Below are 20,683 nucleotides of genomic sequence, written 5' to 3' on the forward strand. Positions count from 1 at the left end.
GCCACCCTGCAATGCAATATGAACCCCGTCCCGGCAATCGTCACAGGCCGGTGGGGGAACCGCCCGGGCGACGGGGGTGTTCCATCCCTTATGGGCCCTTATGGGATGATCCGTCCGGGGAGCAGAACGCCATGGCCGAATTCGACGCCTACGAGCTTTACATGCTGACGCTGATCAACCGGGCCCGGCAGGACCCGGCCGCAGCGGCGGCCTCCTTCGGCATTGACCTGAACGAAGGCCTGGCAGCGGGCCGTATCACGCCGGCGGCAAAGCAGCCCCTGGCCCCCAATGACATCCTGGCAGCAGCGGCCGAGGGGCATAGCGATTGGATGCTGGCCACGGGCAATTTCTCCCATACCGGGGCGGGCGGATCGAACCCCGGCGACCGGATGGCCGCGGCCGGTTATGATTTCCTTCGCCCCTTCACCTGGGGGGAGAATGTGTCCTGGGCGGGCACCACGGGGCCGCTGACCGCGGCGATGCTGTCGGGCTATATCGAACAGCAGCATCGCGGCCTGTTCGTCAGCCCCGGCCATCGCGTCAACCTGATGAACGATGATTTCCGCGAGGTCGGGATCAGCCAGCAGGTGGGGCCGTTCAACGGCTACAATGCCTCCATGATCACCCAGAACTTCGCGGCGACGGGCCAGGCGCGCTTTGCCACGGGCGTGGTGTTCAATGACCTGAACGGTGACGGATTCTATAATCCGGGCGAAGGGCTGGGCGGCGTCGCCATCACCATCAACGGCCAGGTCGCGGGTCACACCTCCGCCGCGGGCGGCTATGCCGTGCCGCTGGCCACCGGGGTCTGGACCGTGGGGTTCAGCGGTGGCGGGCTGGACGGCGCCTATTACCAGACCCTTTCCATGGCGGGCCGCAATGTCGGGCTGGATGCCAGGGCCGCGCAATTCACGCCGGTGCAGTTCCAGTCCTGGAACGATGCGGCCGGTGCCTTCGTGCCGCTGACGCCACAGCCCTATACCGGCCCCGTCCAGCATCTGGACTGGCAGTTCATCGGGACCGGTGCTGGGGAAAACCTGGCCGGCAGCGCGGGTAACGATTTCATCAACGCGGCCGGCGGCGACGACGCCGTCAATGGCGGCGCGGGGGACGATGTGCTGGACGGCGGCACGGGGTCCAACTTCCTTCAGGGCGGCCCCGGCAACGACATCTTCTTCGTGGATGGCCGCGGCGGGCAGACGAGCTGGAGCACCATCGTCGATTTCGAGCCGGGGGAGCAGGTCAGCATCTGGGGCTGGCAGCCCGGCATCAGCCGCCTGCATTGGCAGGAGGGGGCCGGCGCCGCCGGCTTTACCGGCGCCACGCTGTTTGCCGACCTGGATGGCGACGGGGGGACGGATGTGGCCGTCACCTTCACGGGCCATGTCCGGGCCACGCTGGGCACCCCCGCAGAGCTGGATGGTCTGCTCTGGCTGGCCTAAGCAGATTTTCCGAACTCCGCCCAGATGGGCGGGCTCGGAAAATCTGCAAACCATGGAGTCGGCAGGTTCCTCCAGGCCGGGCCATGTGTGGCCCGGCCTGGAGGAACCTGCTTAGCCGGATGGCCCGCCTAGGCAAAAAGGCAACCCAGGCCCGCTATCCCTGGTAGCTTCCCAATCAATCACGCATGTGTATAGTGCGGCGAACCTTTTGATCTGGGACATGGAACCGGCTGTCGCGCATGGGTGCGGGGCCGGGCCGGTGTCCCATAACCCGTATCCAGCGGCCCCGTCCGCCGCGCATCGGAGAACCAGGTTCATGTCCACCGCCGATCGTTTCCGCGAAGCCCTGACCTTTGACGATGTCCTGCTGGTGCCGGCGGAATCGTCGGTGATGCCGGCCGAGGTCGATACCAAGACCCAGCTTACCAAGTCGATCCAGCTTGGCATCCCGCTATTGTCGGCGGCGATGGACACGGTGACGGAATTGGCCCTGGCCATCGCCATGGCCCAGGCCGGCGGCATCGGCGTGATCCATCGCAACATGGATATCAGCCGGCAGGCCGACGAGGTGCGGGCCGTCAAGCGCTTCGAGTTGGGGATGGTCGTCAACCCCTACACGCTGCGCCCGGACAATACCCTGGCCGACGCGCAGGAATTGCAGCGCCGCTACCGTTTCTCCGGCTTTCCCGTCACGGATGAGGGCGGCAAGCTGGTCGGCATCCTGACCCATCGCGATGTGCGCTTCGCCACCAACCCCAACCAGCCCGTCAGCGAACTGATGACCAGGGAAGGGCTGGTCACGGTCAAGCCGGGCGTGGGCAAGGAGGAGGCCAAGCGCCTGCTGCACCAGAACCGGATCGAGAAGCTGCTGGTGGTGGACGATGCCTATCGCTGCATCGGCCTGATTACCGTGAAGGATATCGAAAAGGCGCAAAACCACCCCAACGCCGCCAAGGACGAGGCCGGCCGCCTGCGGGCCGCCGCCGCCACGGGCACCGGGCCCGACGGGCTGGAGCGTGCGGCGGCCCTGTTCGATGCCGGCGTGGACGTGCTGGTCATCGATACCGCCCATGGCCATTCCCGCAAGGTGGCCGATCAGGTCCGCGCGGCCCGCGACCTGAAGGGCTATACCCAGATCATCGCCGGCAATGTCGCCACCGCCGACGCGGCCCTGGCCCTGATCGATGCCGGTGCGGATGCCATCAAGGTCGGTATCGGCCCCGGTTCCATCTGCACCACCCGCATCGTGGCCGGTGTGGGCGTGCCCCAGCTCACCGCCGTGCTGGATGTGGTCGCGGTCTGCGAGAAGCACGGCATTCCCGTCATCGCCGATGGTGGCATCAAATATTCCGGCGATCTGGCCAAGGCCATCGCGGCCGGTGCGTCGTGCGCCATGATGGGTGGCCTGTTCGCCGGTACCGATGAGTTTCCCGGCGAGGTCATCCTGTTCCAGGGGCGCTCCTACAAGGCTTATCGTGGCATGGGCTCCGTCGGTGCCATGGCGCGCGGCTCCGCCGACCGCTACTTCCAGGCCGAAGTGTCCAACACGCTGAAGCTGGTGCCCGAGGGCGTGGAAGGCCGTGTACCCTACAAGGGCCCGATCGGCGCCGTGGTGCATCAGCTCATCGGCGGCCTGCGCGCCTCCATGGGCTATACGGGCTGCGCCACCATCGCGGAAATGCGCACCAAGCCGCAGTTCGTGCGCATCACCAACGCCGGCCTGCGCGAAAGCCACGTCCACGACATCACCATCACCAACGAGGCGCCGAATTACCGTCAGGGGTAAGGGCGGCTGCGTTCAGCCCGCTTTTGCTTTCATTCCCGGTTCGGCCCGTCGGCGCTGCTTCATCCCCCGGTGCAACAGGCTTACTCTTCGAGGCTGGGGCACTGGGGCCATGATCGGTGGGGACTGGGCGCTGTCACGCCGCACGCCGGGGGGACGTATCGGTCGCGGGGCGGGCACCGGATGCGATGCCTGATGGCCTGCCCTCCGCTCCATGACGACAGGATGCCCCCATGCACCAGATCGACAGCCCCCAGAACCCGCAATTCAAGTCCTGGTCCGGGCTGCTGGAAAGCCGTGGCATCCGTAAGCAGGGGCAGTTCCTGCTGGCGGGTCTGAAGACCGTGCCGGAGGCGCTGACGCGCTGGCCGCAGCATTTCACCCGTATCCTGATCCGCCATCCCGAATGGATCGTGGACTGGCCGTTGCCCGAGCATATCCAGCCCGTGGTGCTGGCCGGTCCCCTGTTCCGGGAACTGGACGTGTCGGGCACGGATTATCCGATCCTGGTGGGCACCCTGCCGACCATCGGTCAGGCCGACCTGTCTCTGCCGCCGCGCGGCCTGGAACTGGTCTGCGCGCTGGGCGACCCTGCCAATCTGGGGGCGCTGCTGCGCAGCGCGGCGGCGTTTGGCGTGTCGAAGGTGATCCTGCTGGAGGAAGCGGCCCATCCCTTCCACCCGAAATGCCTGCGCGCCGCCAGCAACGCCGTCTTCACGCTGGACATTGTGCGCGGCGGGCGCTGGGCGGCCCTGGATCAGGCGGCGGGGCCGCTGCTGGCGCTGGATTCCGGCGGCGACGATCTGGCCACCTTCGCCTGGCCCGAGGATGCCCGTCTGATCCTGGGGGAAGAGGGGCAGGGCGTGCCGGCACAGGTGGCTGCTCAGCGTCTGACCATCGGCAATACCGGCAATGTCGAAAGCCTGAACGCCACCGTCGCCGCCTCCATCGCGCTGTTCACCTATTACGCGGGCGGGCAATGAGCGGGGGGCCGGAGGAGGGGGGCAGGCGGCCGCCCGTCCCACCCTGGCAGCAGGGGACGGCGATGCCGCCCGTCCTGATACTGGTCCCGATCTGGCTTCCATCGCGACGGACCTGTCGGACAGTATCGCGGCGCTGTCCACGGCCAGCGCTCTGGGCCTGCCGGACCTGCTGGCGCGCATCGACACGCTGAAGGTGCGCATCGACGCCCTGGAAGCGAAGGTCCGGGCGGAAACCGGCGATGACCAGAAGGGGAAAACTGATACTTCCGTATAGGGTGAAATCCCCTAACCTGTTGACATTGCATAGCTCCTTTGTGTCTGCCACGCTGGCGGCACCCCCTTTTCGCCCTGACCTTAAGCGGGTATTCATCAATTCGTGACTACCATGCATAGTTGTAGCGTCACAGGGCGCCCTTTTGTGCCATCATGGTTAAAAGGGTGCGGGATGCTTTTCTGCGGGTATCACGATGACGATCCAGGACCTGAACGACCTTCGCCGCGACATATTGTTGAAGGCGGACGAGATGCAGGCCGAGGCTGCGCGGTTTGAGCGGAGCAAGCCGGACGAGGCTGCCAATCTGCGGCGCATCGCCGACCGGCTGGCCATCTATATGCGCGACTATCTGGATGTCTCGACGGTCGACTGGCTGCCGGGCGCGGAGGGGTCGGATCACACCGGTCCGGCGTGATCCACAAGGCGGCCGGGCACACCGGCCAGCAGCAATGCCGCCAGATCCCCGGGAATGACCCGTTTTTTCGGCAGGCCGTAGGCCGTCATCACATAGACCGTTTCCGCCACCATGACGGGCGCTCCCGACGGGACCAGCGTGAAATCGGTCAGGATCGTCAGTGAACTGCTGCCGACGCGGCCCGTGCGGATGGATTGTTCCAGCACGTCGTCGAACCGGGCGGGTCCCTTCCATTCCTTGGTCTGCTTGACCACCATCATGTCCAGCCCGCGATCGGCCAGCCCCTGGGTGCCGCCCACCAGATGGCGCAGATATTCGGTCAGGCCGATATCGATGAAATCGCCGTAACGGGCGTTGAACACGACCTGCTGTCCATCGCATTCACCATAGCGGACACGGTGGCGGAAGCGGAACGGGGGCAATGCGGTCATCCGGGGTCCATCCTGAAGCGTTTGGCCTGAAGCGTTTGGCCTGAAGCGTTTGGCCTGAAGCGTTTGGCCTGAAGCCTGTGGCCTGAAGCATGCGGTGTCCGGATGGGCCGGAAGGCAGGCACTTGTCAAGGATGGAGCCGTTTGCGGCTGCTCATGGGCTTATGCTTTCCTGACCGGCGGCGGCCGGTGGTCAGGCCGACAGGGCGCCCAGCACCTCCACGAAATTGGCGCTGGAGAAGACGCCGATGGACCGGCCGTCCGCCACTTCATGCAGGCTGACACCCGTCACGGTGAAGGGCTTGCCGCTGGGCTCGATACCGAAGATGGGCTTTATATGTCGGCCTTTGATGGCATAGGCGATGGCGAACCCCTGCTCACTGGCAAAGGCCGAACGCACCTCGAATTCAAGATCGGCGAAGGCGTCGATCTGTGCCTGCAGCAGATCGACCACGGCATCCGGCCCGTCGGCCGGCCGCAGCGGGTTGCGGCACAGGAAGGCCGTTGAAAGGATATCCCGCAGCAAGGTGAAATCGCCCTTGTAGGCGTCGATATACATCTGCGTGAAACGCTGCGCGATCTGACTGGATGTCGGGTTGGACATGGGTTTCGTCCTGCGCTTGTGAAGGGGCAAGGCTGCCGGACGGCTGGCGGGCCGCCCGGCAGCATCGCATGGGGGATCAGAAGCGGTAGCTGGCTTCCACCCCATAGACACCGCGCGTGCTGGGAATGCGCAGGTGCATGTCCGGCCCCAGCGCGTGCGCTGCGGCCTGGGTCGGATACTGGGTATTGCCGATATTCTTGGCGAACACACCGGCCGACCAGCTTTCCGTGTCCAGGAACAGGCGCAGGTCGACGAAATCCTTCGGCCCGGTCCGCAGGCTGTTGGCCGCATCCCAATAGACCGAGCTTTGGCGGCGATAACCGGCATAGGCCCGCAGGTCCAGGTCGGCCGTCAGCGGCATGGTATAGTCGCCATTCAGGTTGAACGTGTATTTGGTGGCCTGCGGCGTGCGGTTGCCGACGGCCGACGGGTCCAGGGCGAAGGCCCGGATTTCCGGGTCCGTCAGGCCCAGGCCGGCGGCGATCTGCAACCCCTCGGCCGGGCGCACCGTCAGTTCCAGTTCCGCGCCGCGCACGCGGGTCTGGTCGATATTGACGATGTTCTGCGACGGCGGGTTGGCGATGATGAAGAAAAGCTGCTGGTTGTCGTAATCCACCTGGAACAGGGAGGCGCCATAGGTGACGGTCCCGCCCAGCACGGCACCCTTCAGGCCCACTTCATAGTTCTTGGCCGTCTGCGCGTCATAGCGACGGGCCGACGGGCCGGCGATGTAGGCGTTGAAACCGCCGGAACCGAAGCCTTCGCCATAGGTGGCATAGAGGTTGAGATCGCGCGACGGCTTCCAGGCCATCTGCACCTTGGGCTGGAAGGAGGTGAAGGTGCTGGCGACATCGGAATTGGCGAACACCTCGTCGATCGAGGTGCGCTTGTCCTCGTCATAGCGGGCGCCGACGGTCAATTCCAGGCTGGGCAGGATGTCATAGCTGGCCGACCCGAAACCCGCCCACGATTTGGACGTACCGACATCGTGAGAGGAGACGGCCAGCGGACCCGGCGCCGGGTTGCCCGTGCCGTCATCGAACGGGATGTCCAGGAAATTGGTGGTGTCGCGATTCTGATAGAAGGCGCCGACCAGCCAGCGGAACCGGTCGTTGGAGGGCGACGACAGCCGCACTTCCTGCGTGAACGCCTCCACCCCCAGTTCCACATGCTGGAGCAGCATCGGGGCGGCCATGAAATCGGCATCGCCCTTCTGCAATTCGTCCAGCTTGCTGAAGCCGGTGATGGAGCTGAAGGAGAGATAGTCGCCTTCGAAATCCAGCTTGGCCGAGACGTCCCAGATTTCGCGTTCGTCGGACTGGCGGGGGTCGTTGACGAAATAGCCGGGCTTGAAATCGTTCCAGTCGGCCGTGTTCACCACCTCTGCCGACAGGCCGCCCAGCTTGTCCTTGCCATAGCTGCCGCGCAGGTCCAGCGTCCAGTCTTCCGACAGGTTGAAGATCAGGCGGCCCGACGCAAAGCTGCTCTCGCCGTAATCGGCCTTCAGGCCGGACGTCTGGTTGGTGATCCGCCCGTCGGTATCCTTATACGATCCCGCCAGCCGGAACAGCACCTTGTCCTCCACGATCGGACCGGACAGGGAGGCATCCAGCGTCACCGTGTCGGCCACGCCATAGGAGGCCTTGACCATGCCCGACAATTCGTTCGTGGGCTGCTTGGTGGTGATGTTGATGGCGCCGCCGATGGCGTTGCGGCCATAGAGCGACCCCTGGGGGCCGCGCAGCACTTCCACCTGCGCCACGTCGCCATAGTCGCGGTTGATGAAGGCGGGCTGGGAGATCTGCACGCCATCGACCACGACGGCGATGGGGGCCTCACCGCCCTGCGCCTGCGCCAAGCCGCGGACCATGATATTGGGATAGCCGGCACCGGAGCCGGCATTGATGTTGATGTTCGGCGTCATGGCCGAGAATTCGCCCAGCGAGCGCAGGCCCGCCGTCTCGATCCGCCTCTCGTCGAAGGCCGTGATGGCCTCCGGCACCTCCACCAGCGATTCCGCGCGCTTGCGCGCCGTCACCGTGATCTCCTCCAGCACGTAATCGCCGCTGCCGGCGGCGCTGCCGGTGCCCATGTCCGCCTGGGCCAGCGCCGGCATGCCGGCCAGGGCCGTTCCGGCCGCCAGCAGGGCCGCAACCCCGCGGCGCAGCGAAGTGCGATGGGCCCGATCCTTCATCTCGAACAGTTTCATTTGCCGTCCCCGTTGCTTCTCATTGACGCCCCCCGGCCGGGGGGGCGCAAGTCAGGTTGTCTCGTCACGTATCAGGGCTTGGCGGTGCCGCCATCCTTGCCGTGGGTGGCCAGCGACAGGTCGGCGCCGCTGTATTTGGCCTGTTCCACCGTGTCCAGCACCTTGCCGTCGCGCACGGTCCAGATGGAGATCAGGTCGATGACGCCGGTGCCGCCCTGCTTGTCGCGATAGCGGTACTGGTACTGGCCGGCGGCGTGGTCGCCATCGGTCAGGGCGATGGTGAAGGGCTGCGTCGCTTCCCAGTAATCCAGCTTCTCCAGCATCTCCGCGAAGCGCAGATACATGCCCTCCGCGCCGATGCCCTTCATCTCGTTGTCGATGCGGATGCTGGCCTGCGGGTGGAAATGGGTGGCCACGCCCTCGCGGGTCAGGGCCGTGCGGCGGGCGCCCACATCATTGAACCAGGCGAACGCATCCTCCACGACCTTCAGCGCGGTGCGCTGTGCGGGGATATTGCCTTCCGCCGCCTGGACACGGGCCGACGGGGCCAGCGGCAGCAGCAGGGCGGCTGTGGCCAGTGCGATGGGGGCCAGCCCCCGTCTTGCAAGCAACTTCATGAAAACCTCTTCTGTTCAGGATGGACCCCGCGCATTGCGGCGGAATGTTTGTTCAGGGATTGTCGGCCGGGCGTTTGCGCACCCGCACGGGAAAGGCCCCCAGCGTGGGCATGCCGCTCAGCGGGTCGGTGTCGCGCGCATCGGTCAGGTGGTTGACATTGGCCTGATCGAACCCGTGCGGCAGAGAGACGACGCCGGGGCGATAGCGGCGTTCGATACGGGCCGGCACATCGACATGGCCGCGGTCGGTCTCCACCCGTACCATCTCCCCCTCGGCGATGCCCATGGCCGCGGCATCACCGGGGTTGATGTGCAGTTCCGGACGCTCCGGCCGGCGGGGGTTGGCCAAGCCGTCATTCATCAGGCCGTTGACGCGCGCCCGCTGCCGCTGTGGCGTCAGCACCATGTCGGCCCCGTCCATGTCGGCCGTGGCCACCTGGGCCAGCAGGTCTGCCGGACCCAGGTTCCAGCGCCCGCCCGGCAGGTGGGGCGCGACCCAGCCATGGGTCCGCCCGCCCACCACCGCCGCAGGGCTCTGCCGGATCACGTCGAAGCCGGCGCGGGCGTGCGGCAGCATGGGACGGATCACGTCGTCATCATGGACGACCGTGTCCGGCACCCCGCTATCGACACCGATCCGGCGGCCGATCTCCCGCAGCATCCACCACAGCGGACGGCGCCCAGCCACGGGCTCCACCACCCGCTCGGCATAGCGGGCATATTCCAGGGGGTTCAGGAAATCCCACAGGGTGATGTCGGACATCTCCAACTGCCCCGTGCCGGGCAGCAGATGGGTGGCCTCGGCCGTCGTCGCCGTCTCCATCATCTCCACGACCACCAGCAGGTCCAGCTTGGCAAAGGCGGCCAGCAGCCGGCCGGTGTCCGGCAGGGCCAGAACCGGGTTGCCGGCAATGATGAACAGGGCCTTCAGGTTCCCGGCCTCGATCTCGTCGGCCAGGGCCGCACAGGGATATTCACCCAGCCGGGACGGCAGGTCGGGGCGGCTGGCCGGGCCGGGCCCCGTCGTATCCATCGGTGTCCAGCCCTGTTCGGCATAGTTGCGGGCAAAGCCGGGATTGAAGTAGGAGCCGCCCGGCCGGTCCAGCGAGCCGGTGACCCCCATCAGCGCCCAGCCCAGGAACCAGGTGGCATTGGCATGCGCGCCCATGGAAATGCCGGTGCCGCAGACCACGCCGATGCGTCCGGCCCGGCGGATGGCGGCCACGAACCCGGTCAGCGCCTCTGCCGGCAGGCGGGTCAGCCGCGCTGCCTCGTCCAGGGTGAAACGGTCCACCGCGTCGCGCAGCGCATCGATGCCGGCCACCCCGGTTTCGATGAAGTCCCGGTCGGCCCCGTCGCGCAGGATCTCCCGCACCGCATGGCCCAACAGGGCGAATTCGCTGCCCGGCCAGGGGGCAAGGTGGTGGGTGGCCAGTTCCGCCGTTTCCGTGCGGCGGGGATCGACCACCCACAATTCCCCCTGGTCGGCCCATTGCTTCAATTGCAGCTTGGGGGCCGGCATGAAGTAGTTATGGCCGTGCGAGACCATGGGATTGATGCCGATCAGCACGGCCATGCGCGTGTCGCTGTCGGGCTGGGCGATCATCATGGGGCTGCCCGTCACCCGTTCGGCCACCAGCGGACCGCAGGCGACATCCACCGACACGGTGGAATAGATCTGCGGCGATCCCAGCGACGCCATGAAGCCGCGCCAGACATTCAGGCTGGCGCAGGGCACGGCCGGCGTACCGGCATAGGCGCCGATGGCCTGCGGCCCGTGCCGGTCGATGATGGATCGCAGCTTGCCGGCGATATCGTCCAGGGCCGCATCCCATTTCACTTCCGATAACCGACCATCCACACGCATGTATGGTTGATCCAGCCGGTTCGGATGGTGGTGCAGGCGCCCCAGCGCCATGCCCTTCAGGCACATATAGCCCCGTGACACGGGATCGTCCGCGTCCGGCCGGATGGCGGTGATGCGGTTGTCCTCCACCGTCGCGATGAAGGCGCAGAAGCTGCCGCACAGGCGGCAAAAGCTGCGTTTTTCCGTAACCATGTCGGTGGACCTCCGCGTCGCTCTTTCGGGGCAATCCAGCCTAGCCAATGCCCGGCCGGGATGGGGGGTGGCCGGCGGGTAGTGCGGGCCGCATCGGTGTAGCGGCCCGCCCCGCCTTCAACCGCGGCCGGCCAGCGCCTCCAGGGGCTGATAGTCGAAATCGAAGCCGAACTGGCGCGGGCCCATGACCTCCAGCGCTTCCGGCCGGCGCAGCATGGGGTCGGCGGCATAGGCCACGACCTTCACCCGCTGCCCGTAGGCCAGCATTTCCGCCGTCAGCGGCTCCCCGGTCTCCCGGTCCAGGATGGTGATCAGGTCGGGTACCATGGCCGCGATCTCCCCGTTCAGGCGGGCGACCAGGAACTCGTTCTGGATATCGACCGTGAAACGGTCCTGCCCGTCGCCGAACGGGGCCAGCACCGCCTGGCCCCAATGCCAGCCGTCCCGCGTCTCGTGCCGCACATCGATGATCTTGCCGTCGAACAGCACCCGGGCCGGCCGGTCGTCCCAGCCGGACAGAAAGGTGACAAGGTCGCCGATCACATCGTCCGATCCGGCACGGGCTTGGCGGATGCAACGGCCGATTTCCAGCGCATGGGTCAGGGTGCGGTGGACGGCGCAGCGCTTCACTTGCGCCCCGCTCATCGGATAGACGGCGGAAAAGGCGATGGACCCCATCGACATGGTGACCGAGCGGCAGAGGTCTTCCGCCGTCCGGTCATCAATGGCGTCGATGGTGACGAAATTGCCCAGGTCGTCCATCAGCAGCGCCGGCGTGGCCTTGCAGCCATAGATGCTGAAGGTCGTCATCTCGATATGCGGCATGGCGCGGCCGATGCCGTCGCCATCGATGACGGGGGTGCCGCTGATGGCGGCCAGCGCCAACGGGAACATGGCGTTGGCGCCGCCGATCTCCGCGCTGATGATGGCATCGATCCGCCGGCCGTAATAGGCCTCGGCCCGCGCCAGCAAATGGGTCAGCGTCACCTCGCTGACCAGATGTTCCAGCAGGACCGGCGGCGACCCGATACCGGCGATGGAGACGACGAAGGCGTCATCGGCCAGCGCATCGGCCGGGATGACCTGCACGGCGCGGCCGCGCTCCATCTGGTTCGACAGGAACAGTTCCCCGATATAGGGATCGCCGCCGCCGCCGGTTCCCAGCAACACCGCCCCGCGCGCCAGGTCGCGGACATCTTCCAGGCTTTGAATGCTCGTCATGAAGGTTCCTCGGGCGAAAGGGTCAGGCGGCGTTCATGCCGGCCAGCAGCGAGCCGACGGCGCGGGCGCGGACCTGCACGCATCCGCTGCGCATGTGGGTCATGGGCAGTTCGACAATGTCGATGACCTCGACGCTGTCGGGGTCGGCGCCGGCCTTCACGGCTTCCGCCTTGGCATCGGCCGCCGCCTGTCGAAGGGCTTCTTCCCGGCCCAGGGCCTGGAAATCATACAGCTTGTCAACGCGGCCGCTGACCCGCGCGATGGCGGCACCCACGGCGTTCGCCACCTCCGCATAGGCGGGGCGCAGGACCTCCGACACGCCTTTCAACGGGCGTGACACCAGGATGGAGCCGCCGCCCACCAGGATCAGCGGCATGGGCGCCGCACTGGTCTTGATGCGGTCGATGGCCTCTTCCAGCTTCGCATGGATCAGGTCCACGGCCTGTTCCACCAGATCGTTGGCAAGGTGCGCCACCCGGTTGGGGTCGCCCAGCCGCGCCGATCCCGCGCGCACGGCGATATCGGTCGTGGTCAGCACGTCGCCGCCGAAGACCAGCCCCTTCTCCACCAGGCGGTAACCGACCAATTCCGGTCCCAGGTCGGTCACGCGATCCGGCCCGGTCTTGACCAGGCTGCCGCCGCCCAGGCCGATGGACAGCACGTCGGGCATGCGGAAATTGGTCCGCACGCCGCCGATATAGTTGGCGGTCGTCGTCTCACGCGGGAAATTGTTCAACAGGAAGCCGATATCCGAGGTGGTGCCGCCGATATCCACGACGATGGCGTCGGTCAGTCCCGTCAGGAAGGCGGCACCCCGGATGCTGTTGGTCGGTCCCGCGGCACAGGTCAGGATCGGATAGCGCATCGCCATCTCGGTGGAGATGAGCGTGCCGTCATTCTGGCTGATATAGATGGGCGCATTGATCGACAGGTCGGCGAAGGCCTGCACGAAGGAGGTGACGACCCGCCGGGCCAGCCGCGAGAGCGAGGCGTTGACGATGGTCGCGTTCTCCCGGTCCACCAGCCCGATGCCGCCGACCGAGGCCGACAGCGTGATGTCGGCATCCGGCAGGGTCTTGCGGACGATGGCGGCTGCCCGTTCCTCGATATCCGGGCGCATGGGCGCGAAATTGGCCGTGATGGCCACGCTTTCCACCCCCCGGTCGCGGGCATCGGCGGCGGCGGCGGCCAGCGCATCCTCGTCCAGCGGGGCATAATCCTTGCCGGTATAGAAGGAGCCGCCGCCGATCATGTAGGTGGCGGCATCCAGCTTCTGCCGCAGCTCCAGCGGCCAGCCCGACAGGGGGGGCACACCATCGCCGCGCGGCAGGGAAATGCGGATGGCCGCGACGCGGGCCAGATCGCGCCGTTCGATGAAGGCGTTCACGAACTGCGTGGTGCCGATCATCACCGACCCGATGTCCGACCGGTCGCCGTTCCAGGCCGCCAGGCACTCCCCCACCACCCGGACGATGCCCTGGCCGACATCGGCCGTCGTGAAGCCCTTGGCGCTGGCCAGCACCTCCTGGCCGCGCATGATCACCACATCGGTGTTCGTTCCCCCGACATCGATGCCGAGCCTGACCTGTCCCTGGCCCAATTGCCGCTCCCCTCTCCATGCCCCGGCCGCCAGCGCGGTCCGGGGCCATTTCCATGGGGCAAAGCTTATCGGCGGGGGGGCACGCGGCGGTATGGCGGTGCCGGGTAGATTGGCCCGTTCAAGGGTAGCAGCCGGCTTCCCGCTCTGCCGTGAAGGCCGCCGCCGCGGCCCGCCGGCTGGTGACGCCCAGCTTCTGGAAGGCCTTTTTCAGGTGGAATTTCACGGTGTTCTCAGTGATGCCCATGCGCCGGGCGATCAGCTTGTTGGAGATGCCGTCCGACAGGTGGCGCATGATCTCGATCTCCCGCAGGCTGAGATCATGCGGATTGTGCGACGGCTGCAGGGTGAAGCTGCGGATTGCCAGTTCGACATGCTGGCTGTCCATCGGCATGAGTGCCGGGTCGGACAGCAGCCGTTCCAGGATATGGCGGGTGGTGAAGCCGGCTTCCGTGAAGGGCATGACATAGCCGTCGGGATGCGCGGCGCGTATCGCGTTCAGCATTTCCGCCTCGGCCGCCATGCCGTCGCCATCCGCCTCGGCAATGTGCGACAGCAGGATATGGGCGGTGATGATGCCGCGCAGCCGGCCGTGGCCCCGCGCCTCGGCATGCATGCGCTGGGCATGGGTGCGGGCTTCGCCGGTGGCGTCCAGCGCCAGCGCCCGCAGGCACAGGGCGGCCAGCATTGTCTCCCGCTCCCGCCAGCGGGGACACAGAAGGGCGATGTCGCGGTCCAGGAACGGGGTCAGCAGCCCGTCGGCCATCGCCGTCTGTCCGGCCAGCAGCGCATATCGCGCCTCCAAGGCCGGCAGCAGCACATCCAGATAGGTGACCCCGCGCTTGGCCGCCCATTCCCGCCATTCCGCGACCCAGGCGGAAACCGCCGGCAATCCGCCGCGATAATAGGCGATGTCGGCCAGGATGGGGGCCGCCACGGCCCGCTGCTCGAACCAGCTTTCGCTGTCCCCGAACTGCACCAGCGCCTGAAGCACCATTTCCTCCAGCGCCTCCGCCGGGCGGCGTTCATAGGCGATGGCGGCTTCCGCCAGCCGGGCCATGGACAGCACGGGATTGTCGCTGCCGAATTCGGCGCGCCGGCGTTTCAGGGTGCGGGTCACCTCGCCGGACGCCTCGCGCAGGTTGCCTTCGGCCAGGTTCAGCAGGGTGCGGTGGATCAGCAGGTGGAAGCTGGCGAACCGCATGCCCTGAAGATCATAGATGGCGTCGCACTGGTCCACGGCGGCGCGCGCCTGACGGATTTCCCCGCGCTGTTCATGCAGCACGATGGACAGGTTGACGCGCCAGGCCCACATCAGCGGGTCGTTGGGCGTCAGTTCCCGCAGCCGCTCCAGCGCCTTGTCCACCACCGCGCCGCAATCGCCGATATAGATGCGGAAGGTTGTCTCCAGCGCCAGCCGTTCGACCTGATAGGCGGCCCGCACCGCGGCCGGTCCGCCGGCCGGCTCCGTGATATGGGCCAGCGCGTCCGATCCTTCCCGGAAGAAGCCGCTCTTGAAATGCACCAGGGCGCGCATCAGCGCCACGCGCGGCTCGTCCAGCAGGCGGGCCGGGATCTCGCGGATGATGGCCCGTACCTCTCCCAGGCCCGTGCGCAGGAAGATGTCCAGCGGCCGCAGCCCGTCGATAACCGCCTGGACGGCGTCCATGTCGCCGGCCGCGGCCGCATGGCGGATGGCCTCCACCGGCCTTTCATGCGCCATGAACCAGCGGGCCAGCCCCACATGCAGCCGTGCGGCGCGTGCCGGGGCCAGGGGGAAGCTGGCGCGGGCCGCTTCCGCCACCAGCGGGTGCAGCCGGAACAGCGGATGATCCCCCGTCTCCGCCGTTTCGATCAGGGAGGGCAGGGCCGTCTGCAGGGCGCGCAGCCGTGACAGGCTGTCGCCCATGCCCATGATGCGATCAAGCGCCACGGGGTCGATCTCGTCCAGGGTGGCGACGATGCCCAGGAAATCCCGCTGGTCGGGGTCCAGGCCCGCGAAAACCTGCTCGGCCAGGTAGTCGGTGATGGGCTGGGCCGGCCAGCGGCCTGGCGGGTCGACCCGGTCCGTCCCCTCGCGCTCCCGCCACAGGCGCAGCATCTGCACCGCCACGGGCCAGCCCTGGGTCCAGTCGGCAATATCGCGAAGCTGATCTTCCGGGATGCTGTCGCGCAGCAGCTCGGTAATCTCCTCGAACTCCAGCCGCAGTTCCTCCGGCTCGATGATGCGGACCTGTCCTTGTGTGCGCAGCCGGGACAGGGCCAGCGGCGGCTTGCGCCGGGCGGCCAGGACCAGATGCGTCTGGCTGGGCAGCAACTCGGTGATCTCATCGATCAGGCGGGGCACGTCGGCACCCTGCACATTGTCGAAATCGTCCAGGATGATGACCTGACCGCCGTCGGACAGTTCCAGTTTGCCGGCGATGGCGTCCAGCGCGGCATCGGGGTTCACGTCACCATCCAGAAGCAGGCCCGTATCGCCCATGTCGATGCCGCTGAGGTGCAGGGCGCGGGCCAGCATGTTCAAGAAGGCGCCGGGGTCGCTTTCCCGAGCGGAAAGGCTGCACCATGCCGCCCCGACGCCCTGGTCGTGCAGCATTCCGATCCATTGTGACAGGACCGTCGTCTTGCCATAGCCGGCGGGGGCGATCAGCAGGGAAAGCCGGCCGGCGCGGGCTAGGTTCAGCGACCGAAGCACCTGATGCCGGTGGCACAGCGGCACACGCTGGCGCGGCGGGGCCAGCCGGCCGCGCTGCCGCCAGGTGCGGCCGATATCCGGGTCGGGAAGGGGGCCGTCGTTCCTCACAAAGGCAGGTTCGCTCGCAAATCCACCATCGGGGGCGGGCAGGTATGGCGACCCGCGCCCTGTCACAGGTTGTCCACCATGATTGTGCCCCCTTTCATCACCAGCTTCAACCGGTCGGGCTGCTCCAGCACCGCTATATCCTCCAGCGGGTTGCCGTCCAGCACCAACAGGTCGGCGAAGGCCCCCGGTGCCACGGTGCCCAGCCGCCCTTCCATCATCAGAAGGGCGGCGTTGACGGAGGTGGCGGACCGCAGGATGTCCAGGGCCGGCATCACCTGCCGGCGCAGCGTGAATTCATGGGATTGCAGGGGCATCATGCGCAGGCCCAGCAGGTCCGTGCCGAAGCCGATGCGCGCGCCCGCGGCGATCAGATGGTCGATGGAGGCCAGGGCGTGACCCGCCACCTCCGCCAGCTTGTCCAGCATGACCTGGGGCAGGCCCATGGATGGCCCCGCCGTCTGGATGGCATGGATGATGGCCAGCGTGGGCACGGCATAGGCGTCGTGCGCCACCACGGCACGGGCCGTTTCGGCGTCGATGGCGGTGGCATGCTCGATGGACCGCACGCCGTTGCGCAGACAGCGCATGGTGGCTTCGGCCGTATGGGCATGGGCCATGACATAGGTGCGCCGCGACCGCGCCTCCTCCACCGCCACGCGGATCTCATCCTCGCAGAACTGGTTCATCCAGAAAGGATCGGTCGGCGACAGGACGCCGCCGGATATGAACAGCTTCAACTGCGTGGCCCCGTCACGAAGCTGGTCGCGCGCCGCGCGGCGCATCTCGTCCACCCCGTCCACGACGCGCGCCATGGCCCCGCAATAGCCGCAGGCGCACATGGCCCCTTCCAGGTAATGGCCCGCCGCCCGCAGGTCGCCATGCCCGCCCGTCTGGCTGAGCGCCAGGCCGGAATAGAACAGGCGCGGGCCGGGGATCAGGCCCCGCTCGATCCCGGCCCACAGGCTGTAATCGCCGCCGGCGGCATCGCGCACGGTGGTGAAGCCGCGCTTCAGCGCGCCTTCCAGGATGTCGCGGGCGTAAAGGGCCCGCAATTGCGGGGTCAGCCGATCCACATGGGCGGGGTTTGGTTCCACCCCATAGGCATGGAAATGGGCATCGATCAGGCCGGGCATCACGAAGCGGCCGCCGGCATCCACCACCCGCGCCGTCGCCGCGCTGCCCGGCCGCTCGGCGATTTCACGGATGATGCCGTCTTCGATCAGGATCGACCGGCCCGGCAGCAGGGTGGGGTCGTACCCGTCGAAGATGGTGCAGTTGCGCAGTTCCGTCAGCATGAAGACTTCCCGGCAGACAAGATGATGATGGGCCTCCATCATCGGCCAGGGGTGCTTGGGGACAAATGCGCCCCGTGGGGTAGAAGCCGGACGGTTCGGGTAGCGTGGCCGGCCCGCCGCTACACCAGTTGCGGCCCGACTACCCCATGGTGCGCGGGCATGGGCGCGCCGGGCGGGCTAGATTGTGTGCGGCACAAGGCCAATCACGGGACCCGAAGGAGAGATCATGAACAATGCCCTGCTTGTCGACCGCATCGACGGGGAGAACCGCCTTGTCATCCGCCCCATCGACCGGCGCGAACCGGGTCCGGGGGAGGTACGGTACCAGGTGCATGCCATCGGCCTGAACCGGGCCGATCTTCTGTACCTGCATGGGGGGCATTACACGCAGACCAGCTTTCCCAGCCGCATTGGCTTCGAGGCGGCTGGCATCGTCGATGCCGTGGGGCCCGGCGTCACGTCCGTGAAGGTCGGCGACCGGGTCAGCGCCATGCCGTTCGGCGACCCGGCCTATAGCGTGGGCGGTGAATTCGCCATCACCCCGGAACCCTTCATCGCCCCCTGGCCGGAAGGCTATTCGGCGGTGGAGGCGGCGGGCGCCTGGATGCAGTACCTGACGGCCTATTTCCCGCTGAAGGAGATTGCCGCCGCCGGTCCCGGTGACGCCGTGCTGGTCACCGCTGCATCCAGCAGCGCCGGGCTTGGCGCCATCCAGATCGCCCGCCTGCTGGGCGCCACCGTGCTGGCCAGCACGCGCAGCGCGGCCAAGGCCGATTTCCTGCGCCAGGCCGGGGCCGACCATGTCATCGTGATGGACCAGGGCGATGTGGCCGGCCAGATCCGGGCGGCCACGGGCGGCCAGGGCGTCCGCATCGTCTATGAGGCGGTGGCCGGCGATTTCTTCCATCAATATGCCGAGGCGCTGGCGCCCGGTGCGATGATCTTCGTCTATGGCGCCATGGGCGGGTCGCCCACCATCGATTGCCCCATCGTGCCGCTGATCCGCGTGGCGGCACAGATCCATCTTTATTCCCTGATCAACCAGTTGCGCGATCCGGGTGCTGTGGAGCGGTCGCGCGCCTTCGTGGCTGCGGCCATGGCGGATGGGCGCATCCGCCCCGTCATCGACCGGGTCTTCCCCTTCGAACAGGCGCTGGACGCCTATGCCTACATGGACAGCGGCGCGCAGAAGGGCAAGATCGTCATGCAGACCCGCTACGGCTGAGGCGGCGGGCCGCTGCCCCGCCCGTTTTCCCGTCGCCGTCCGCTTATCCGGCCAGTGACAGAAACCGCGCGGAATGCAGGTCCAGCGCATTGTCCACCCAGCCTTGCAGCCGCGGGCTGACCAGCCGGCGGCTGGACTGGCGCATGATGGGGATCATGGGCATGTCGGCCATGGCCAGCCGTTCCGCCGCCGCCAGCCTTTCATGGAACTGGCCGATGGTCACGGACTGGTCCACATCCGCCATCGCCCGGTCGAAGGCGGGGTTGACATAGCCCGGCCCTACCGTATTGGCGCGTGAGCGCAGCAGGTTCAGATATTCCGTCACCAGCCCCACGGCCCAGGTGATGCGCACGATGTCCGGATAGGAATGTTCCTTCATCCGGCCGACCACGACCTTGAATTCCTGGTTGGCCAGGGTGGTCCGCACGCCCAGAACCTGTTGCCACATGGCGGCGACGGCGACCGCCACCTGACGGTTCAATTCGTTGGTGTTGTAGAGCAGTTCCAGCGACAGCGGCCTGCCGGGACCATATCCTGCCCGTGCGTAGAGGGCGCGGGCGGCGGCGATGCGGTCGTTGTCGGCCAGCCCGGCCCAGCCGGCCTGCGGCGGGTTGTACCCGGCCAGCCCCTCCGGCGTCATGGAAAAGGCCGGCAGTTCCCCGCCCCGCGTGATCTTCTCCACGATGGTCCGCCGGTCGATGGCCATTGACAGGGCTGTGGCCAGATCGGGATTGTCCTTCCAGGGCGCGCGGGTCAGGTTGGGGATCAGGAAGAAGGTGCTGGCCCGATAGGCCAGGCGCAAACTGTCGGCCAGATGGGTGCGCGCCCAATCCAGTTGGGTGGGCGGCACCTCCTTGGTGGCCACCAGTTCGCCGGCCCGGAACCGTTTCAGCTCGGTCTGCAGATCCTCCGTCACATGATAATTGACGCCGGCGACGCGCAGGGCCGCCGCACCGTGGTAATGCGGGTTCGCCGTCAGCGCGTAATGGCTTTGCGGCACGGCTGCCGCCAGGGTGAAGGCGCCGTTGCCGACCAGCCGGCCCGGCTGTACAAAGCTGTCGCCATGGGCGGCCAGCGACGGCCGGTGCAAGGGGCACAGCACCCAATAGGCGGTATAGACGGTCAGGTCCGGCTTGGGATGTTCCAGGGTCACCTGCAAGGTGCGGTCGTCCAGTGCCGCCACCCCCAGGCTTTCCGGCGGGGCGCCGTTCTGCAGGATGGGCAGGGCGTTGCGGATGGGCGCCACCCATTCGGGCAGGCCCAGCCGCGTGGCCGGCGTCACGGCCCGCCGCCAGGCGAAGACGAAATCGTCGGCCGTGACGGGGCTGCCGTCGGACCAGCGGGCATCGGCGCGCAGGTGGAAGGTCCAGGTCAGGCCGTCAACGCTGGTTTCCCAGCGCTCTGCGACGCCGGGCGCCACGCTGCCATCGGCGGCAAAGCTGGTCAGCCCCTCCCACAATTCGATGAACAGGGCGCCCGCCACGATGGTCGTGGACCGGTGCGGGTCCAGCGTGTCCACTTCCGGCCCCAGGCCGATATCCAGCACGGGCCGGCCGGCGGCCGGTGCCGTTCCGGCCGCCAGCAGGGGCAGGGACGCGGCCGTGGCGATCAGGGTGCGGCGGGTGATGCGGCGCTGGGGCAAGGGTCCGGCCTCTTCCATTCTTCCTCGTGGCAGGACAGGGTGGCCGGTCGGTGGGGCCCTGTCGAGGGGGGTGATCGGACCCA

At 67.3% G+C, this 20,683-nt stretch carries 15 protein-coding genes; 5 read left to right on the forward strand and 10 right to left on the reverse strand.

The features are described 5' to 3' along the window. Positions 1-131 precede the first annotated feature (131 nt). From ABC728_RS18695 to ABC728_RS18710, 4 genes are all read left to right on the forward strand, one after another. On the forward strand, positions 132-1,442 hold the full coding sequence (locus tag ABC728_RS18695) for a CAP domain-containing protein (RefSeq protein WP_416618344.1): 1,311 nt from the start codon (positions 132-134) through the stop codon (positions 1,440-1,442). 316 nt (positions 1,443-1,758) lie between these two features. Next, a complete protein-coding gene (guaB, locus tag ABC728_RS18700) occupies positions 1,759-3,228 on the forward strand; it encodes an IMP dehydrogenase (RefSeq protein ID WP_445376456.1) in 1,470 nt (489 codons plus the stop codon). A 230-nt stretch (positions 3,229-3,458) separates the two neighbouring features. After that, positions 3,459-4,208, forward strand: coding sequence for a TrmH family RNA methyltransferase (locus ABC728_RS18705; RefSeq protein ID WP_416618346.1), 750 nt, complete (start codon positions 3,459-3,461; stop codon positions 4,206-4,208). 467 nt (positions 4,209-4,675) lie between these two features. Further along, complete coding sequence (locus ABC728_RS18710; RefSeq protein WP_416618348.1) at positions 4,676-4,897, forward strand: hypothetical protein; 222 nt, start codon at positions 4,676-4,678, stop codon at positions 4,895-4,897. Here the strand turns inward: ABC728_RS18710 and ABC728_RS18715 are convergent. The 9 genes from ABC728_RS18715 to ABC728_RS18755 form a co-directional block, all read right to left on the reverse strand. Continuing rightward, positions 4,879-5,328, reverse strand: coding sequence for an acyl-CoA thioesterase (locus ABC728_RS18715; protein ID WP_416618349.1), 450 nt, complete (start codon positions 5,326-5,328; stop codon positions 4,879-4,881). The genes ABC728_RS18710 and ABC728_RS18715 overlap by 19 nt on opposite strands. A 190-nt stretch (positions 5,329-5,518) precedes the next feature. Next, entirely contained in the window at positions 5,519-5,929 is a 411-nt protein-coding gene (locus ABC728_RS18720) for an ester cyclase (RefSeq protein ID WP_416618350.1), read from the reverse strand. A gap of 76 nt (positions 5,930-6,005) precedes the next feature. Next, positions 6,006-8,138 carry a TonB-dependent receptor gene (locus tag ABC728_RS18725; protein ID WP_416618351.1) on the reverse strand — a complete coding sequence of 711 codons (2,133 nt, stop codon included), beginning with the start codon at positions 8,136-8,138 and terminating at the stop codon, positions 6,006-6,008. Between the two features lie 71 nt (positions 8,139-8,209). Next, positions 8,210-8,755 (reverse strand): nuclear transport factor 2 family protein, encoded by a 546-nt coding sequence (locus ABC728_RS18730; RefSeq protein ID WP_416618352.1) that lies wholly within the window; start codon positions 8,753-8,755, stop codon positions 8,210-8,212. Between the two features lie 52 nt (positions 8,756-8,807). Next, positions 8,808-10,814, reverse strand: coding sequence for a molybdopterin-containing oxidoreductase family protein (locus tag ABC728_RS18735; protein ID WP_416618353.1), 2,007 nt, complete (start codon positions 10,812-10,814; stop codon positions 8,808-8,810). Between the two features lie 117 nt (positions 10,815-10,931). Beyond that, positions 10,932-12,035, reverse strand: a complete 1,104-nt coding sequence (locus ABC728_RS18740; protein WP_416618354.1) for a DUF917 domain-containing protein — start codon at positions 12,033-12,035, stop codon at positions 10,932-10,934. Between the two features lie 22 nt (positions 12,036-12,057). Further along, on the reverse strand, positions 12,058-13,635 hold the full coding sequence (locus ABC728_RS18745; RefSeq protein WP_445376457.1) for a hydantoinase/oxoprolinase N-terminal domain-containing protein: 1,578 nt from the start codon (positions 13,633-13,635) through the stop codon (positions 12,058-12,060). A 118-nt stretch (positions 13,636-13,753) separates the two neighbouring features. Continuing rightward, on the reverse strand, positions 13,754-16,438 hold the full coding sequence (locus ABC728_RS18750) for a LuxR C-terminal-related transcriptional regulator (RefSeq protein WP_416618356.1): 2,685 nt from the start codon (positions 16,436-16,438) through the stop codon (positions 13,754-13,756). Between the two features lie 62 nt (positions 16,439-16,500). Continuing rightward, the gene (locus tag ABC728_RS18755; RefSeq protein WP_416618357.1) at positions 16,501-17,733 is read right to left on the reverse strand and encodes a metal-dependent hydrolase family protein; all 1,233 of its coding nucleotides are present in this window, start codon (positions 17,731-17,733) and stop codon (positions 16,501-16,503) included. 226 nt (positions 17,734-17,959) lie between these two features. Between ABC728_RS18755 and ABC728_RS18760 the strand changes: the two genes are divergently transcribed. After that, on the forward strand, positions 17,960-18,958 hold the full coding sequence (locus ABC728_RS18760) for a zinc-dependent alcohol dehydrogenase family protein (protein ID WP_416618358.1): 999 nt from the start codon (positions 17,960-17,962) through the stop codon (positions 18,956-18,958). 43 nt (positions 18,959-19,001) lie between these two features. Here ABC728_RS18760 and ABC728_RS18765 read toward each other — a convergent pair whose 3' ends face one another. After that, the gene (locus tag ABC728_RS18765; protein WP_416618359.1) at positions 19,002-20,618 is read right to left on the reverse strand and encodes a peptide ABC transporter substrate-binding protein; all 1,617 of its coding nucleotides are present in this window, start codon (positions 20,616-20,618) and stop codon (positions 19,002-19,004) included. Positions 20,619-20,683 lie beyond the last annotated feature (65 nt).

Source organism: Niveispirillum fermenti (assembly GCF_052474395.1).

Bases quoted from the DNA above. Each gene is read 5' to 3' on its own strand.
- ABC728_RS18695 (WP_416618344.1), top strand. From the start codon at position 132: ATGGCCGAATTCGACGCCTACGAGCTTTACATGCTGACGCTGATCAAC.
- guaB (WP_445376456.1), top strand. From the start codon at position 1,759: ATGTCCACCGCCGATCGTTTCCGCGAAGCCCTGACCTTTGACGATGTC.
- ABC728_RS18705 (WP_416618346.1), top strand. From the start codon at position 3,459: ATGCACCAGATCGACAGCCCCCAGAACCCGCAATTCAAGTCCTGGTCC.
- ABC728_RS18710 (WP_416618348.1), top strand. From the start codon at position 4,676: ATGACGATCCAGGACCTGAACGACCTTCGCCGCGACATATTGTTGAAG.
- ABC728_RS18715 (WP_416618349.1), bottom strand. From the start codon at position 5,328: ATGACCGCATTGCCCCCGTTCCGCTTCCGCCACCGTGTCCGCTATGGT.
- ABC728_RS18720 (WP_416618350.1), bottom strand. From the start codon at position 5,929: ATGTCCAACCCGACATCCAGTCAGATCGCGCAGCGTTTCACGCAGATG.
- ABC728_RS18725 (WP_416618351.1), bottom strand. From the start codon at position 8,138: ATGAAACTGTTCGAGATGAAGGATCGGGCCCATCGCACTTCGCTGCGC.
- ABC728_RS18730 (WP_416618352.1), bottom strand. From the start codon at position 8,755: ATGAAGTTGCTTGCAAGACGGGGGCTGGCCCCCATCGCACTGGCCACA.
- ABC728_RS18735 (WP_416618353.1), bottom strand. From the start codon at position 10,814: ATGGTTACGGAAAAACGCAGCTTTTGCCGCCTGTGCGGCAGCTTCTGC.
- ABC728_RS18740 (WP_416618354.1), bottom strand. From the start codon at position 12,035: ATGACGAGCATTCAAAGCCTGGAAGATGTCCGCGACCTGGCGCGCGGG.
- ABC728_RS18755 (WP_416618357.1), bottom strand. From the start codon at position 17,733: ATGCTGACGGAACTGCGCAACTGCACCATCTTCGACGGGTACGACCCC.
- ABC728_RS18760 (WP_416618358.1), top strand. From the start codon at position 17,960: ATGAACAATGCCCTGCTTGTCGACCGCATCGACGGGGAGAACCGCCTT.
- ABC728_RS18765 (WP_416618359.1), bottom strand. From the start codon at position 20,618: ATGGAAGAGGCCGGACCCTTGCCCCAGCGCCGCATCACCCGCCGCACC.